Here is a 15,018-nt window from a genome sequence, read left to right on the forward strand (position 1 = left end):
GTGCCTGCGGATCGGCGAAACCTGCTCCGCAAAAAGTTGGCCGCGACAGTGCGCGGGGTCGGGCGATCAGGCCGGGCAGAAACCGCCGGGGAGCGGAATGCCGTCAACCATGGGGCACGGGTTGAAGGTGAAGATCACCATGGTGCCGAGGACGATGATGACTGTAGTTGCTGCGTAGAGAACAACTTTCAGTGCCATCCGCGTGGAGTTCTTCTCGGCGTAGTCATTGATGATGGTCCGCACTCCGTTGGTGCCGTGCAGCATGGCGAGCCACAGCATGGCCAAGTCCCAGACCTGCCAGAATGGGTCCGCCCATTTGCCGGCGACGAAGCCGAAGTCAATGGCGTGGATGCCGTCACCGAGCATCAGGTTGACGAAGAGGTGCCCAAAGATGAGGACCACGAGGACAACGCCGGAGAGCCGCATGAACAGCCATGCAAGCATCTCGAAATTGCCCTTGGATGCTCCGGAACGGCGGTAGTTGGACGAGACCCTGCCGCTGCGGGGGGATTCGATGGTGGCAGTCATGGCTTAGTGACCTCCGAGGGCGAGGGACAAGTGGCGGATGGAGAAGCCGACCATGACAACAACCCAGAGACCCAGGACAACCCAGAGCATCTGGCGCTGGTACTTGGCGCCCTTCTTCCAGAAGTCGATGGCGATGATCCGCAGGCCGTTGAAGGCGTGGAAGACGATCGCGGCGACGAGGCCCGTTTCACCGAGCGCCATCAGCGGATTTTTGTAGGCTCCGATAACAGCGGTGTAGGCCTCAGGGGATACCCGTACCAAGGACGTGTCCAGGACGTGCACCAACAAAAAGAAAAAGATCACAACACCGGTAATGCGGTGTCCAACCCAGGACCACATGCCTTCACGGCCGCGGTACAAGGTGCCAGCTGGTTTTGTCGGCACTGATTAAACCTCCCTGCACAACAGCGGCGCTGGCGTGGGATCCACGCGGGGGGAACGCCTGCTGCGAGAGCACTCGTAGCTCAACACTAAATGTAGGCTTCGCTTAGCTGTTATTCAATTTAGGAACACCTTGCAAGGGTGGGAAGGCCTGCAATCGCGGGTCCCTGAGACTAACGCCACACCAAGTCGCACCGTGCAGGACGGCACGCTGCGACCAGCCTTGCTGGACTACCTCCGCTGCGGCTGGGCGTCAGATACAGTGTCCGTGATGAATACTGACCAAGTGAAGAGCCAAAAATCCCCGCTGGACCGCTTTGTCGCGGTGATCCCGGCGGGCGGCGTGGGGACCCGTCTTTGGCCATTGTCACGAGCTGCTGCCCCCAAGTTCCTGCACGACCTCACCGGATCAGGCAGTACGCTGCTGCGTGCAACCTATGACAGGTTGCAGCCGCTTGCCGGTGATCGCATTCTGGTGGTGACCGGTACGGCGCACCGTGACGCGGTCAGCCGCCAACTGCCTGAAATCAGGGATGCCGATCTGGTCCTTGAGAGTGAGCCCAAGGATTCGGCAGCGGCCATTGGCCTCGCTGCAGCCATCCTCTACCAGCGCGATCCGGCCACCATCATGGGTTCGTTCGCGGCGGATCAGGTGATCAGTCCGGACGAGCTTTTCCATTCCGCTGTCAAGGAAGCGATCTACACAGCCGCGGCAGGAAAGATTGTCACCATCGGTATCTTGCCAACGCATCCCTCAACAGGATTTGGCTACATCAGGTCAGGCAAATCCCTGAAGATCCAAGGGGCACCCAGTGCCCAAGAAGTCGTCGAATTTGTCGAGAAGCCGGACGAGGACGTTGCTCGCCAGTATGTGGAGAGCGGAGAGTACGCCTGGAACGCTGGAATGTTCGTGGCGCCCGTGTCCCTGATGCTGAGCCACCTGGAAGCCAACCAGCCGGTGCTTTTCGCCGGACTGCAGGAAATCGCCAGGGCGTGGGACACGCCGGAGCGCGACGAGGTTACAGCCCGTGTCTGGCCAACGCTGCCCAAGATCGCCATCGACTACGCCGTGGCTGAGCCCGCGGCAGAAGCCGGGGATGTCGCTGTCGTACCTGGCACCTTTCGCTGGGACGACGTTGGCGACTTTGCCTCTGTTGGCCGGCTGAACAGCGCCCGAGAAGTTGACGACGTGACGGTTCTGGGGGAGGGCGCCCGCGTCTTCAGCGAGAATGCCAGCGGCGTGGTTGTGACAGACACCAAGCGGGTGATCGCTTTGATAGGGATTAAGGATGTTGTCATCGTTGACACCCCGGACGCCCTCCTGGTGACCACCATGGCCAATTCACAGCGGGTCAAGGCGGCTGTTGATGCACTCAAAGCCAGCGGAGACACTGACGTTCTGTAGGGATTGCATTCGGCCACAGCGGCATCCACCGTTCCTGTGCGAATGTCAATACGGATGACGCCTGGCGTGTAACGCTGGGGTGGTGATGCCCGTATTGGAAGACGCGTGACTAGAGTGAACCCGTGCGTAACTACACTTCCGAGACCGAGCCCACCACGCTGGTTGGTCCTTGGCTGGAGCCATTGCTGGCCGAATTGATCGACTTTCGCCGGGACCTCCATGCCCACCCGGAGTTGTCTTTCAAGGAGTTCCGCACCACCGACAAGTTGGTGGAACGGCTTGCAGCAGCCGGGTTGACGCCACGCCGGCTTGCCGGCACAGGTGTGAGTGTCGACGTCGGCGCTGGACCCATTTCCACTGCCTTGCGTGGCGATATCGACGCACTGCCCATTATTGAGGAAACGGGCTTGCCGTTCGATTCAAAAAACCACGGCGTCACGCACGCCTGCGGGCACGATATCCACACCACCACCATGTTGGGCGTTGCGCTGGTGCTTCACGAAATCCACCAGAAGCATCCCTTGGGTGGGACGGTGCGCATCATCTTCCAGCCTGCGGAAGAGACAATGCCCGGTGGTGCGCTGTCCTGTATTGAACAGGGGGTCCTTGAGGGCGTTCCCCGTATTTTGGCCTTGCACTGCGATCCCAGGATTGATGTCGGCCGCATTGGTACCCGGATTGGGGCCATTACGTCAGCTTCCGACACCATCAAGATTGAGCTCAGCGGTCGCGGCGGGCACACCTCCCGGCCGCACCTGACGGAAGACCTGGTTTTCGCGTTGGCGCAGATTGCCGTCAACGTTCCGGCTGTCCTCTCGCGCCGCGTCGATGTTCGCAGCGGAGTATCGGTTGTCTGGGGTCAAATCGGTGCGGGCTCCGCTCCAAACGCCATTCCAGGCACTGGTTATATGGCAGGGACTATGCGCTGCCTGGACCGGGATGCCTGGCATGATGCCGGGAAGCTCCTTGATGAAGTAGTCCAGCAGGTTGCCGCCCCTTACGGCGTGGACGTGCACCTGGAGCACACCAGGGGAGTGCCGCCAGTGGTCAACTCAGAGCACGAAACTGCACTCATTGAGGCTGCCGCACGTGCCGAGCTGGGTGAGGGCGCTGTGGTCCTCACCCCGCAGTCCATGGGCGGCGAGGATTTTGCCTGGTTCCTGGCGGAGTTGCCCGGTGCCATGATGCGGTTGGGCACCAAGACTCCCGGTGGCGAAGAATATGACCTGCACCGGGGCGACTACATTGTGGACGAACGGGCGCTAGGCCTTGGCATTCAAGTCATGGCTGCTGCTGCGCTGCGGACGTTGCGGGACCTCTAGACCCAGCCGGACATGTCCATCCCGACCCGGGACAGGTGGGCATGTGCGTTTCTGCCAAGCCGCCAATTCGGACATGCTCAGCTGCTTGGGGAAGCGATGGACATGGCGGGTTATGACCATCCTTTGCAGTTACAAACGAGCATGTCCGTCCCCATGGGTTGTTCCTTTTGGGCCATCATTCACTCCAGCTGCGTTGAATGGTCATGCCCATCGTTGACATGAGATCGCGGATGAACATGTCCTGCGGCTTCGTTGAGCGCTGGACAGGGTGGTTTATGCCCACCCTTCGCATCTTCGAACGAGCATGTCCGAGGGGGTTGTGCTGGAAGGATGAGCATGTCCATTTGGGATACTAGGTTGTGCACAATTGAATTGTGCAGTAGTGTTTTAATCATGACAGACGCTCCCAGACTCGACCGGCAGGTGTGCTTTGCGCTGTACTCCGCGTCGCGGGCTGCAACTGCCGTCTACCGGCCCATGTTGGACGAGCTTGGCCTGACCTACCCGCAGTACCTGGTAATGCTGGTGCTGTGGGAAGAAGAGCCACGCACGGTCCGCGGGCTGGGCAAGGAGCTGGGGCTTGATTCCGGCACTCTTTCGCCGCTGCTGAAACGGCTCGAAGGCATGAAGATGCTGGAACGACGCCGGTCCGCTGAGGATGAGCGCCGGGTTGAAGTTTTCCTGACGGAAGCAGGCCGTGCGCTCAGCGCCCGTGCCGTGGCCGTCCCGCAGCAGCTTGCAGCAGCAGCCGGGCTAACTGGTGATGAGCTGGAACGGCTCCGGGAAACCCTGAGCAAACTGTCAACAACTTTGCACAACGCCAACAGATTGGATCCACAGTGAAGACTCTTTACACAGCAGAGGCATTGGCATCCGGCGAGGGTCGTGACGGTAGCGCCGTGACCAACGATGGAAAGCTTTCCGTCACTCTTGCCAGCCCCAAGGAACTGGGTGGCAGTGGCCTCGGTACCAATCCTGAGCAGTTGTTCGCAGCCGGCTACGCAGCATGCTTCCACTCAGCCCTGCGCGTTGTTGCGGCACAGAACAAAGCTGACCTCACGGACTCTGCGGTTGCGGCCAAGGTGCACCTCGGGGCACTCGACGGCGGCGTTGGCTACGGCCTGGCTGTTGACCTCGAAGTTGCTTTGCCTGCCCTGGACCGTGCTACGGCGCAGGACCTTGCCGACAAAGCGCACCAGGTGTGCCCGTACTCGAATGCCACCCGTGGAAACATCGTCGTCACCATCAACGTCATGGAGGTTGCCGAGTGAGCACCGCAGACACCCGCCCCACGTCGACTCGCGAAGTCCAGCTGGCCTCACGCCCGGTGGGGCGGCCCACGCCCGAAAACTTCCGCTTGGCCGAGTCCGCACTGCCGGAGCTCCAGGACGGACAGATCCTGGTCCGCAATAACTTCATGTCTGTGGACCCGTACATGCGCGGCCGGATGAATGACGTCAAGTCCTATTCGGCCCCGTTTGCCGTCGGGGCAGCGCTCGACGGCGGCGCTGTCGGCGAAGTCATCGAGTCGCGGTCAGCTGACGTCGCCGTTGGACAGACTGTGGTTCACTCGCTCGGCTGGCGCGAATACGCCGTCGTCGACGCTGCCTCCGCAGCAGTGGTTCGCCCTGACCTTGCCCCAGAGTCCGCCTTCCTTGGTGCCTTGGGCATGACTGGCCTGACTGCCTATGCCGGGTTGCTCAAAGTGGCCGAGTTCAAGGCCGGCGACGCCGTGTTCGTCTCCGGTGCCGCCGGAGCCGTTGGTTCCCTCGTTGGGCAGATCGCAAAGGCGATGGGAGCTTCGAAGGTCATCGGTTCGGCTGGCACGGCCGCCAAGGTGGCCCGGCTGCTCGAACTCGGGTTCGATGAGGCCTTCAACTACAATGACGGCCCTGTCCTGGAGCAGTTGGAGAAGGCCGCCGGCCCCGAAGGGATCGACGTTTACTTCGACAACGTCGGTGGCGAGCACCTGGAAGCGGCCCTTGCGGTGCTGAACGTCGGTGGCCATGTAGCCATGTGCGGCGCCATTGCCCAGTACAACTCGACCGAACCGACGCCGGCCCCACGGAATTTGATGCTGGCCATTGGCAAGGCGTTGACTCTCCGAGGTTTCCTGGTTGGTGGCTACTGGAACCTGAAGGACGAGTTCATGGAGAAGGCTGCCGCTTGGCTGGCTGACGGTTCCATCAGCTATGACGAGACAATCGTCGATGGACTGGAGAACGCGCCACAGGCGTTCATGGACCTCCTTGATGGCGCCAACACCGGCAAGATGCTGGTCCGCGTTCCGTAGCGGTACCACATCTCTACGCAGAAAGGAGCGGCACACGACGTGTGCCGCTCCTTTCTGCTTGGTAACAAATTCTCAACGATCTTCTTGAACGGCGGCTCGCGGTCACGTGAACGTGTCCCAGGCCACTAAAGTATTCTCCATCAGTGCGCCCCGGCGCAGTGCTGCGATCCTTCAGTGACAACAGAATTTCAGTGTAGAAACGGACACTCATTGACTTCACCTCGTAGCGCCACTCTCTTCACCCTGGAGGAATCTTGAAGACATCACTGCGTGCCATCCCCAAGCGCGGTTCCCTTGCCACTGTTGCGGCCCTTGGTGCCACGGCACTCCTGCTGACCAGCTGTGGCGCTCCGCCCGAGGCTGGCGGCACCTCTTCCGAGGGTGCCAGCGACTACACAGGTTGCATCGTCTCCGACTCCGGTGGATTTGATGACCAGTCGTTCAACCAGTCCTCTTACGAGGGACTGAAGAAAGCCGAAACCGACCTTGGTATCAAGGTCAACCAGGCGGAATCAACTGCCGATACCGACTTCGGACCCAACCTTCGCGCTATGGTCACGGCCGGATGCGACATGACGATCACCGTCGGCTTCCTGCTCGGTGACGCGACCGAAGAACAGGCAACTGCCAATCCGGACAGCCACTTCGCCATCGTGGACTTCAACTACGAGACGCCTATTGCCAACGTCAAGCCGATCATTTATGACACGGCCCAGGCTGCGTTCATGGCCGGGTACCTCGCTGCAGGCACCACGAAGACCGGAACCGTTGCAACCTTCGGCGGCATCAAGATTCCGACAGTGACCATCTTCATGGATGGCTACGCCGACGGCGTCAAGTACTACAACGAGCAGAACAACAAGCAGGTCAAACTTCTGGGCTGGAACAAGGACGCCCAGGATGGCAGCTTCACAGGCGACTTCGAAAAGCAGGATGTTGGCAAGCAGCTCACCCAGAACTTCCTGGACCAGGGCGCAGACATTGTCATGCCGGTCGCCGGTCCGGTAGGTAAGGGTGCTGGCGCTGCCCTCCAGGAAGCAAAGGACTCCGGCAAGGACGTCAAGCTCATCTGGGTTGACTCCGATGGATTCCTCAATGCTCCTGAGTACGCCGACGTCATGCTCTCCTCCGTCATGAAGAGCATGGGCGAAACCGTCGAGGAAGTCGTCAAGGAAGACAAGGACGGCAACTTCAGCAACACCCCGTATGTGGGAACCCTGGAGAACAACGGCGTTGCGCTGGCTCCGTTCCACAACTTTGACTCAGAAGTTTCAGCTGACATGAAGTCCCAGTTGGAGCAGATCAAGAAAGACATCATCAGCGGCACGCTGGTTGTTTCCTCGGAAGCCAGCCCGAAGTCCTGATCTTTGCCGCATAGCGCCGCCGCCCGGACAGTCTCAGACTTTCCGGGAGGTGGCGCTTTGCGTTGCTTCCTGCCTGCGGGGAGTTCCCCGCCCCGAGGGTGCACGCGCTAGTCTTGTGCTGCATCCGCCTACCCGTCCATCTGCTGCATGGACGCTTCGAGAATGGTCAGAGTTTTGAAACTTGAACTCAGAGGGATCACAAAAACTTTCGGCACCCTGGTTGCCAATGACCACATTGACGTGGTTGTTGAGCCGGGGCAGATCCACTGCCTGCTGGGCGAGAATGGCGCCGGAAAATCCACCCTGATGAACGTGCTGTACGGCTTATACGAGCCCACCGATGGGCAGATCCTCATCGATGACAAACCTGTAGTTTTCCGCGGCCCTTCCGACGCCATGGCTGCCGGGATCGGTATGGTGCACCAGCACTTCATGCTGGTCCCCGTTTTCACCGTGGCGGAAAATGTCGCGCTGGGTGCTGAACCCACCAAAGCCGGCGGATTCCTCAACCTTGAGCAGACCCGCAAAAAAATTAAGGACATCTCCGACAAATACGGGTTCGACGTCGATCCGGACGCCTTGGTAGAAGACCTCCCGGTGGGTGTCCAGCAGCGAGTCGAGATCATCAAGGCTCTGGTTCGGGATGCCAATATCCTGATCCTCGACGAACCCACCGCGGTCCTGACGCCCCAGGAGACAGACGAGCTGCTTAACATCATGCGCCAGCTCAAGGCCAACGGGACGTCCATCGTCTTCATCTCTCACAAGCTTCGTGAGGTCAAGGCTGTCTCGGACATCATTACCGTGATTCGTCGCGGCAAGGTTGTCGGTTCTACACAGCCTGAAACATCAACTACTGAACTGGCGTCCATGATGGTGGGCCGCTCGGTAAGCCTGACATTGAACAAGGCCCCGGCCAACCCTCAAGAAACTACGTTCGAGGTGCGTGATCTGACGGTTGTCGCACCCAACGGACAGCACGTCGTTGACGGCATCAGTTTCGATATTGCCAGGGGAGAAATCCTTGCCCTTGCCGGCGTCCAGGGCAATGGCCAGACGGAGCTCACAGAGGCCGTCCTGGGACTGCAGGAACGAGTCAGCGGATCCATCCGCCTGGACGGTCACGAACTTGTGGGCCGCAGCGTCAAGCAGGTTCTTTCCGCCGGTGTCGGGTATGTACCAGAGGACCGCACGGTCGATGGCCTGGTGGGTACGTTTTCCGTCGCCGAAAACCTGGTGCTGGACCTCTATGACAAGGTGCCTTTCGCCAAGGGCATCAGTATGAGCCCTGCCAAGGTCCTTGAAAATGCCTCGTCCCGTATTGAGGAGTTCGATGTACGGACTCCCTCGGCCATGGCCCCGGCCGGCAAGCTCTCCGGCGGCAACCAGCAGAAAGTTGTCATGGCACGCGAGCTGTCGCGTCCGCTTCGCCTGTTCATCGCCTCACAGCCCACCCGTGGCGTGGATGTGGGTTCCATCGAGTTCCTGCATCGCCGGATCATCACCGAACGCGATAGGGGTACACCCGTGATGATCGTGTCGACGGAGCTTGATGAGGTTATGGAACTCGCCGATCGGATCGCCGTGCTCTACAAAGGAAAACTCGTGGGAATCGTTCCCTCGGGCACCAGCCGCGATGTCCTGGGCCTCATGATGGCCGGCATTGCCCCCGACGACGGCGCATCACAGGCGCCTTCCACTTCCAGAGCCGAAGGAGGCGACCATGTCTGAGGACAAGGGAAAACACGTAGCTGAGCCTGCGCCAGAGCCCGCAGACCAGCCGCTTTCGGCAGAACAAGCGAGGGCTGCCAAGGCAGACCTCGAAACTGCGGGCGGCGCCAAGGAGCCCTCGCTGGTCCCCGCCGCAGCCCAGGGTGGCATCACGGCCGAGCGGGATTCCTCACCCTTCCGCAATTTCTTTGCCGGTAGCGCCATGACCTCGGTGTTGGCTGTCCTGCTCGCGCTGATAGCCGGTGGACTACTCATCGCCTCCACCGACAAGCAGGTCGCTTCCTCGGCAGCGTATCTCTTTGGGCGGCCCACCGACTTCCTTGCGGCTGTCTGGAACGCTGCAACGCAGTCCTACGTGGCCCTCTTCCAGGGGGCGGTCTTCAACCCCCGGGCTGCCACTGTTGCGGGTCAATTCGCTCCGATCATGGAGACGCTGACAATCGCCACACCGCTGATCACTGCTGGCCTCGGTGTTGCCCTTGCCTTCCGGGCCGGACTGTTCAACATTGGCGCCCAGGGCCAGATCATCTTCGCTGGCATCTTCGCTGGTTGGGTAGGGTTTGCCCTGCACTTGCCCATGGGGCTGCACCTGCTGCTGGTGCTGGTGGCTGGCATCATCGGCGGTGCGATCTGGGGTGGGCTGGTAGGCCTTCTCAAGGCCCGCACGGGAGCCCACGAGGTCATCCTCACCATCATGTTCAACTACATAGCCCTGTACTTCCTGCGCTTCCTGCTGACCACTCCCGCTTTCCAGCGGCCCGGTGCATCCAACCCGATCTCTCCGGTCCTGGACCCTTCAGCTATTTACCCGCAGATTTTCGGGTCCCAGTACCGTCTGCACCTAGGCTTCATTCTTGCCATCGCCGCAACGGTCCTGGTCTGGTGGCTCCTGAACCGCTCCACACTGGGTTTTGAGTTCCGCGCCGTGGGCGCCAACCCCAAGGCAGCCCAGACGGCCGGTATCAACGTTTCCCGGGCCACCATCCTGGTGATGGCGATGGCAGGTGGTCTCGCGGGCATGGCCGGTGTGGCCCAGGTTGCCGGCACCGAAAAGGTACTCACTGAGGGCGTGGCTGCGAGCTTCGGCTTCGACGCCATCACGGTTGCCCTGCTGGGACGATCCTCACCCTGGGGAACGTTTGCAGCTGGCATCCTCTTCGGAGCGTTCCGTGCAGGTGCCGTACAGATGCAGGTCCAGACAGGTACACCCATCGACATTGTCCTGGTGGTTCAGTCACTGATCGTCCTGTTCATCGCCGCGCCCCCTCTGGTCCGGGCCATCTTCGGCCTGAATCCCCGACGCAAAAAAATGGCAACCGCCGCTACATCCCCCAAAGCAGCTCTTCCCGGAGGCGCAGCATGAGCACCACAGCAACAGCTCCCCGGCCGGAGTCCACAACCCCGAGTTCGGCGAAGGGCATCTCAGGCAAGCCGGTCACCTGGCGCACTCCCATAGTCCTTGCTTTTATGGCGGTGGTGGCCCTTCTCATTTTCGGGATCCTTGGCCCTAACCAGGAAGCCAGTTTTGGTATTTCCTCCGGTGGCGATTTCTTCCAGTTGCCAGCAATCATTGTTCCGGCATTTGCAGCTGGCATCATCCTCTCCATCATCCTGCTGGGCCTTGCTGGCTGGACGATCTACCTCAAAACGAAGGGCACTGCGGCTCCGGCCTGGCTGCCAGTGCTCTTCATCGTCGTCTTCGTGGTTGCGTTCCTGATCTGGGTGGTGGGCGGTGCACGCACTCCCAGTATTTCCTTGGCTGGACTGATTGCGGGTTCTGTCACCCTTGCGGTGCCGTTGGTTTTCGGGTCGCTCTCGGGTGTCCTCTGCGAACGTGTAGGCGTGGTCAACATTGCCATTGAGGGCCAGCTCCTCGGCGGCGCCTTCACCGCCGCAATTGTTTCCAGCATCACCAAGAATCCATTCATTGGCCTCTTGGCGGCCGCTCTGGCAGGTGCCGTCATCTCCATGGTGCTGGCTCTGTTCAGCATCAAGTACGTGGTGAACCAGATCATCGTTGGTGTTGTCCTGAACGTGCTGGTTTCGGGCCTGACAGGGTTCCTGTTCAGCACCGTGATGCAGTCCGATCCCCAGAAGTACAACTCCCCAGAAGGCCTTCCCATCGTCGAGATTCCCTTGCTCTCTAGCATTCCGATCCTGGGCCCCATTCTCTTCAAGCAGTCAGTGGTTGGCTACCTCATGTATTTTGCGGTCTTTGCCGTGTGGGTAGGACTCTTTAAGACCAAGTGGGGACTGCGGGTCCGGGCTGTGGGGGAGCACCCCCAGGCGGCCGACACCATGGGCATCAACGTCAATGCGACGAGATTCTGGAACGTCACTCTGGGCGGAGCGGTTGCCGGGATTGGTGGATCGTTCTTCACACTGGTGGCTATTGACAGTTTCACCAAGGAAATCTCCGGAGGCCGTGGCTTCATCGCACTTGCAGCGCTGATTTTTGGCCGGTGGAATCCCATTGGTGCCTTCTTTGCGGCGCTACTTTTCGGTTTTGCCGATAACCTGCAGTCCATCCTGACCATCATTGGCACCCCGGTGCCAAGCCAGTTCATGGCCATGCTGCCGTATCTGGTAACCGTCCTCGCAGTGGCGGGTCTGGTGGGCAAGTCCCGCGGACCGGCAGCCAGCGGCATACCTTACGTCAAGGGTTGAGCATGGATAACACGCACGACGTCGACTGGGCAGCTTTGGAGCGCACGGCCGTTGCCGCGATGAAGAAGGCGTACGTGCCCTATTCGAAGTTCCCGGTGGGGGCCGCTGCACTCACGGCAGACGGGCGGATTGTCAGCGGCTGCAATGTCGAGAACGCCAGCTATGGCCTGACCCTCTGTGCCGAGTGCGCCATGGTGGGTGACCTCCATATGAGCGGCGGTGGCCTTCTTCGGGCGTTCTACTGCGTGGACGGGGCCGGCAACGTGCTGATGCCGTGCGGGCGGTGCCGCCAGCTGCTCTACGAATTCCGGGCTCCCGACATGGAACTGATGACTACCCAAGGAATTAAAACCATGGACCAGGTATTACCCGATGCCTTCGGCCCCGAACATTTGGAGGATCCCCGGTGACTGGAACCACGCAGAATGAAGCATTTGACGCCGTCGACATCATCCGGGTCAAGCGGGACAGAGGCACGCTGACGCCGGCCCAGATTGACTGGACCATCGATGCCTACACCCGTGGCGTGATCGCTGATGAACAGATGGCTGCACTGAACATGGCTATTCTGCTCAATGGCATGGACCGGGCAGAAATTGCACGATGGACCGCCGCCATGATCGCCTCGGGGGAGCGGATGGACTTCAGCAGCCTTCGCCGTCCTGACGGGGGTGTAAAAGCGACAACCGACAAGCACTCCACTGGCGGAGTAGGGGACAAAATCACCCTGCCCCTGGCGCCTCTGGTTGCTGTTTTCGGGGTGGCAGTGCCGCAGCTTTCGGGGCGCGGGCTGGGCCATACCGGTGGCACCCTGGACAAGCTCGAAGCCATTCCCGGATGGCGTGCGGCGCTGAGCAATGATGAAATGATGGCCCAACTCCAGGATGTGGGTGCCGTGATCTGCGCTGCTGGCGCAGGCTTGGCTCCGGCTGACAAGAAGCTCTATGCGCTTCGCGACGTCACGGGAACCGTGGAAGCCATCCCGCTCATTGCGTCCTCCATCATGAGCAAGAAAATCGCAGAGGGCACCGGATCATTGGTGCTCGATGTCAAGGTGGGGTCCGGTGCCTTCATGAAGGACCTTGCCCAGGCGCGCGAACTCGCGCAGACCATGGTGGCGCTGGGCAAAGACGCCGGGGTAAACACCGTGGCACTTCTCACCAATATGGACACTCCCCTGGGACTTACAGCGGGTAACGCCATTGAAGTCGAGGAATCAGTGGAGGTGCTTTCCGGTGGTGGTCCCAGGGACGTTGTCGAACTGACGGTACGCCTGGCACAGGAGATGCTGGTATGTGCCGGAGTCCATGATGCTGATCCGGCCGCGGCACTCAAGGATGGCCGGGCCATGGACGTCTGGAACCGGATGATTGAGGCACAGGGCGGAGACCCGCGGGCGACGCTTCCCGTGGCAAAGGAGTCGGAAACGATCTATGCCACGACCAGTGGTGTTGTCGCCGAACTTGACGCCCTTTCCGTGGGCGTCGCGGCCTGGCGACTCGGTGCAGGCCGTGCCCGGAAGGAAGATGTAGTCCAGGCCGGGGCCGGAGTCCGGCTGCATGCCAAACCGGGGGACCGGATCAGCGCGGGCGACCCCCTGATGACACTGTTGACTGACACCCCGGAACGATTTGCCCGGGCCACGGAGGTCCTCTCAGGCGCCGTGGTCATCGATCAGGCGGGCTCTGTGGCCGCCCAACCGCTGATCCTTGACAGGATCGCATAGCTGGCAGGAGAGAAAACGCCTCCTCGCCCGTTAGGACAGTGTGCAGGAAATCAATGACTTCATTCTCGCGGCAGCGGGCCAACCCTGGGTTCTGTTCCTGGTCTTGGCCTGCTGCATCATTGACGGGTTTTTCCCGCCCATACCCAGCGAATCGGTTGTTGTTGGCCTGGCCGCGGTAGCTGCCACAGCTGCAGTACCGAACCCGTGGCTACTTATGGTTGTGGCAGCGCTGGGGGCATTCCTCGGCGACAACATTGCCTACGTGATTGGGCAAAAGATTGGCACTGATCGGTGGGCCTGGATGCGCAGGCCAAGGATGCAGCGATCCTTCTCGTGGGCAGGAACTGAGCTTCGCAAGCGACCAGCGTCCCTGATCCTGGTGGCGCGTTTCATCCCCATCGGGCGGGTGGCGGTCAACTTCACTGCTGGCGTGACCCGGTACAGCAGGGGACGTTTTGTGCTGCTTACTGCACTCTCAGCAGTTCTCTGGGCTGTGTACTCGGTGGCGATCGGGCTGTTCTTCGGTCAATGGTTTGAGAGCAACCATCTTTTGGGTGCAGTGATTGCCATTGTTTGCGCAGTGGTTTTGGGCATTGCGGTGGACTACGTGATCAACAGGCTCCGCGGCAAGAGCTCCGCCGTCGAGCGCCTGCGGGAAACCGATGCCTGAGGGCATCTGTCCACCCAGGGGTGGACACGGACCACCTCCGCAGATCAGCCCGTGGGACGACGATTTCCATAAGGCTGCAGCGGTATCGTTGAGGGACGTCCACACGGCTGGAACGTAGCGAACGACGTTCCAGCCGTGGGACACTCCCATTTTCTTTTCATCCGTGCGTTATAGTCACTTTCGTTGAGGAGCAGGACCCGCGTGGACTTCCTATATGACGCTGTACTCCATGCAGCTGGTCAGTGGTGGATCTACCCTATTCTTCTGGTGTTCTTCTTCGTTGACGGATTCGCCATGATCGTTCCCAGCGAGACCCTCATTGTCGCGCTGGCTACCTTCTCCCGAATCAGCGGAGAGCCCAACCTGTGGATCCTGGGTGCGACAGCGCTAGTTGGCGCCATCGCAGGCGACAATATGGCTTTCATGCTGGGTCGCCGGATTGGCCTTGAGCGCTGGAAGTGGATGCGCCGCCCGCGCGTCCGCAAAGTCTTCGACTGGGCCCGTTCGGGGCTCGACAAACGCGGAGCCGTGCTCATCTTCACAGCCCGCTACATTCCCTGGGGTCGAGTGGCCGTGAATTATGTCGCAGGAACAACAGGGTTCGGGCACCGCCGGTTTTTCATCCTTGACGCCATGGCGTGCACCACGTGGGTGGGCTACTCCATCGGCATCGGACTCCTGGCGAGTTCCTTCCCCTGGCTGCATAGCAATCCACTGCTGAGCGTACTCATTGCTGTTGTCTTCGCGATCGTCCTGGGAGTGGTGATTGACCACGCGCTGCGGCTGTGGCATAGCCATCTCGCCAAAAACGATGCGAAAAAGGCAGATGACTGGCTGGATGGCGGCCCTGAGGGCACTCGGCCATCAAACGGCGGTGTCTCACCGCAGTTGGCTGGCTCTGTCACCGAAGCCGAGGCTGACGGACGCTAGC

At 60.5% G+C, this 15,018-nt stretch carries 15 protein-coding genes; 13 read left to right on the plus strand and 2 right to left on the minus strand.

The annotated features are described in order from the left end of the window. Nucleotides 1–66: 66 nt before the first annotated feature. The gene (locus QMG79_RS03325) at nucleotides 67–528 is read right to left on the minus strand and encodes a succinate dehydrogenase hydrophobic membrane anchor subunit (protein ID WP_283537132.1); all 462 of its coding nucleotides are present in this window, start codon (nucleotides 526–528) and stop codon (nucleotides 67–69) included. A 3-nt stretch (nucleotides 529–531) separates the two neighbouring features. Then, complete coding sequence (gene sdhC, locus QMG79_RS03330) at nucleotides 532–912, minus strand: succinate dehydrogenase, cytochrome b556 subunit (protein WP_283537133.1); 381 nt, start codon at nucleotides 910–912, stop codon at nucleotides 532–534. A 268-nt stretch (nucleotides 913–1,180) separates the two neighbouring features. Between sdhC and QMG79_RS03335 the strand changes: the two genes are divergently transcribed. The 13 genes from QMG79_RS03335 to QMG79_RS03395 all read left to right on the plus strand — a co-directional run bounded on the left by QMG79_RS03335 (nucleotide 1,181) and on the right by QMG79_RS03395 (nucleotide 15,017). Beyond that, entirely contained in the window at nucleotides 1,181–2,314 is a 1,134-nt protein-coding gene (locus QMG79_RS03335; RefSeq protein ID WP_283537134.1) for a mannose-1-phosphate guanylyltransferase, read from the plus strand. Between the two features lie 122 nt (nucleotides 2,315–2,436). Continuing rightward, nucleotides 2,437–3,636 carry an amidohydrolase gene (locus QMG79_RS03340; RefSeq protein WP_283537135.1) on the plus strand — a complete coding sequence of 400 codons (1,200 nt, stop codon included), beginning with the start codon at nucleotides 2,437–2,439 and terminating at the stop codon, nucleotides 3,634–3,636. A gap of 393 nt (nucleotides 3,637–4,029) precedes the next feature. After that, nucleotides 4,030–4,479, plus strand: a complete 450-nt coding sequence (locus QMG79_RS03345; RefSeq protein WP_283537136.1) for a MarR family winged helix-turn-helix transcriptional regulator — start codon at nucleotides 4,030–4,032, stop codon at nucleotides 4,477–4,479. Further along, on the plus strand, nucleotides 4,476–4,907 hold the full coding sequence (locus QMG79_RS03350) for an organic hydroperoxide resistance protein (protein WP_283537137.1): 432 nt from the start codon (nucleotides 4,476–4,478) through the stop codon (nucleotides 4,905–4,907). The genes QMG79_RS03345 and QMG79_RS03350 overlap by 4 nt, the downstream gene beginning before the upstream one ends. Beyond that, complete coding sequence (locus QMG79_RS03355; protein WP_283537138.1) at nucleotides 4,904–5,929, plus strand: NADP-dependent oxidoreductase; 1,026 nt, start codon at nucleotides 4,904–4,906, stop codon at nucleotides 5,927–5,929. Before QMG79_RS03350 ends, QMG79_RS03355 begins: the two co-directional genes overlap by 4 nt. 254 nt (nucleotides 5,930–6,183) lie before the next feature. Then, nucleotides 6,184–7,293: a BMP family lipoprotein gene (locus QMG79_RS03360; protein ID WP_283537139.1), complete on the plus strand. Its 1,110-nt coding sequence runs from the start codon at nucleotides 6,184–6,186 to the stop codon at nucleotides 7,291–7,293. A 174-nt stretch (nucleotides 7,294–7,467) separates the two neighbouring features. Beyond that, complete coding sequence (locus QMG79_RS03365) at nucleotides 7,468–9,024, plus strand: ABC transporter ATP-binding protein (protein ID WP_349357248.1); 1,557 nt, start codon at nucleotides 7,468–7,470, stop codon at nucleotides 9,022–9,024. Further along, nucleotides 9,017–10,387, plus strand: a complete 1,371-nt coding sequence (locus tag QMG79_RS03370) for an ABC transporter permease (RefSeq protein WP_283537141.1) — start codon at nucleotides 9,017–9,019, stop codon at nucleotides 10,385–10,387. The genes QMG79_RS03365 and QMG79_RS03370 overlap by 8 nt, the downstream gene beginning before the upstream one ends. Beyond that, the gene (locus QMG79_RS03375; RefSeq protein ID WP_283537142.1) at nucleotides 10,384–11,691 is read left to right on the plus strand and encodes an ABC transporter permease; all 1,308 of its coding nucleotides are present in this window, start codon (nucleotides 10,384–10,386) and stop codon (nucleotides 11,689–11,691) included. Before QMG79_RS03370 ends, QMG79_RS03375 begins: the two co-directional genes overlap by 4 nt. A gap of 2 nt (nucleotides 11,692–11,693) precedes the next feature. Next, nucleotides 11,694–12,101: a cytidine deaminase gene (locus QMG79_RS03380; RefSeq protein ID WP_283537143.1), complete on the plus strand. Its 408-nt coding sequence runs from the start codon at nucleotides 11,694–11,696 to the stop codon at nucleotides 12,099–12,101. Continuing rightward, complete coding sequence (locus tag QMG79_RS03385; RefSeq protein WP_283537144.1) at nucleotides 12,098–13,417, plus strand: thymidine phosphorylase; 1,320 nt, start codon at nucleotides 12,098–12,100, stop codon at nucleotides 13,415–13,417. The genes QMG79_RS03380 and QMG79_RS03385 overlap by 4 nt, the downstream gene beginning before the upstream one ends. Before the next feature lie 40 nt (nucleotides 13,418–13,457). Beyond that, nucleotides 13,458–14,087 (plus strand): DedA family protein, encoded by a 630-nt coding sequence (locus QMG79_RS03390; RefSeq protein WP_283537145.1) that lies wholly within the window; start codon nucleotides 13,458–13,460, stop codon nucleotides 14,085–14,087. A 201-nt stretch (nucleotides 14,088–14,288) separates the two neighbouring features. Next, nucleotides 14,289–15,017 (plus strand): DedA family protein, encoded by a 729-nt coding sequence (locus QMG79_RS03395; protein ID WP_283537146.1) that lies wholly within the window; start codon nucleotides 14,289–14,291, stop codon nucleotides 15,015–15,017. Nucleotide 15,018 lies beyond the last annotated feature (1 nt).

Source organism: Pseudarthrobacter sp. PS3-L1 (genome assembly GCF_030063285.1).
GTDB lineage: Bacteria > Actinomycetota > Actinomycetes > Actinomycetales > Micrococcaceae > Arthrobacter.

Excerpts from the sequence above, each read along its gene's own strand:
- QMG79_RS03325 (WP_283537132.1), bottom strand. The coding sequence starts at position 528 with ATGACTGCCACCATCGAATCCCCCCGCAGCGGCAGGGTCTCGTCCAAC.
- QMG79_RS03345 (WP_283537136.1), top strand. The coding sequence starts at position 4,030 with ATGACAGACGCTCCCAGACTCGACCGGCAGGTGTGCTTTGCGCTGTAC.
- QMG79_RS03375 (WP_283537142.1), top strand. The coding sequence starts at position 10,384 with ATGAGCACCACAGCAACAGCTCCCCGGCCGGAGTCCACAACCCCGAGT.
- QMG79_RS03380 (WP_283537143.1), top strand. The coding sequence starts at position 11,694 with ATGGATAACACGCACGACGTCGACTGGGCAGCTTTGGAGCGCACGGCC.
- QMG79_RS03370 (WP_283537141.1), top strand. The coding sequence starts at position 9,017 with ATGTCTGAGGACAAGGGAAAACACGTAGCTGAGCCTGCGCCAGAGCCC.
- QMG79_RS03335 (WP_283537134.1), top strand. The coding sequence starts at position 1,181 with ATGAATACTGACCAAGTGAAGAGCCAAAAATCCCCGCTGGACCGCTTT.